Source organism: Campylobacter concisus (genome assembly GCF_902460895.1).
Classification (GTDB): domain Bacteria; phylum Campylobacterota; class Campylobacteria; order Campylobacterales; family Campylobacteraceae; genus Campylobacter_A; species Campylobacter_A concisus_BC.
The window spans coordinates 1-1,264 of sequence record NZ_CABPVL010000030.1; the positions used below are offsets into that span (position 1 = coordinate 1).

Genomic DNA, 1,264 nt, shown 5'->3' on the forward strand with positions numbered 1-1,264 from the left:
CTAAAATAATATTTAAAAGAGCGCTAATAGAATAGATATATGTGCTTATATATGTTTTTTTTGCTTTAAAGATTCCTATAAAACTCAACAGATAAAAACCATAGAATATATTTCCCCAGCATAGAATTCCTATTAACTTCCAACTATGAAAATATCTATCATCGGCTAAAATTTTTACCAGATAAGGAGATATAATAGTTAATAATACGGCAGATAGTGAACCTACTGCCACATAGCACAATGAAATATTTTTGAAAAAAGCTTGACTATCATCTTTATGTAACATATCCATAGCTATAGGCCACCAAGCTTTTCTAAAAGTTTCAATAACAATTGTAATAATGAGTGCTATTTTAGCTCCAATGGCGTATATTCCAACCTCATAATTACCTAAAATATTTGATACAAACCATCTATCACTTGCACTCATAATCCAGATCATAAGACCAGATGGAAGCAACGGAAGTCCGAATTTAATAAACTTTTTAAATAACTCTAAATCTAACTTTCCCCAATATGTATAACTTCTAGAAGTATGCCACCCTATAACCATCACAAACAAAGAACTACAACAAACGCCTAACAAGTAACCCCTTATACCACCGTCATAAAAATATACAAAAAATAATATAAAAGCAACTCCAAAAACTGTTTGAAGAAACGAAAGTGCTATATATCTCCAAGGCTTATAAATAAGTCTAAAAACTTCTAAGCTTTGTGAAACCAATGTGCCAAAAAAAGTAGATATAGCTACAATCCACAAATAATAACTTGGTAAACTCACTTGAAAGGTAAATTTTATAATGAAATATGAAAAAACAATACTTAAAAAAACAACAACTATGCCAACGATGATGCGAAGCTGAAAAATAGATGCTGCTATGTCAGTAATACTTCTACCACCATTATTTTTAGCCTCCATAAAATAAAAACTTTGTGCACTATCAAGCCCCATAGTCATAAAAATAGAAAGCATGCCGGCTATTGTATTAAACATCTCCAAAATACCAAATTCTTCTGGCGTAAACAATCTTGTATATATTGGCAGTGTAAAAAAGGCTATTGCCTTTATAACGATGGACCCTAAGCCATATATAAAGGAGTCTGACAATAGTTTCTTGTACATTTATTGTACCAAATATGGAATTATCTTAGGCATTAACCACCGTAAAAAACTCTTTGGAAATTTTGAATAAATTTGCCTAGACACTTTATAGCTACTATTTAAATCTATCTGATTTGGTTTAAATAAAGTATAGTATTC

At 30.4% G+C, this 1,264-nt stretch carries 1 protein-coding gene; it reads right to left on the reverse strand.

Translation table 11 applies throughout. The features are described from left to right. Positions 1-1,126 (reverse strand): lipopolysaccharide biosynthesis protein (locus tag F3G98_RS10245; RefSeq protein ID WP_149726141.1); only part of this gene is annotated, 1,126 nt, incomplete at its 3' end. Positions 1,127-1,264: the final 138 nt, after the last annotated feature.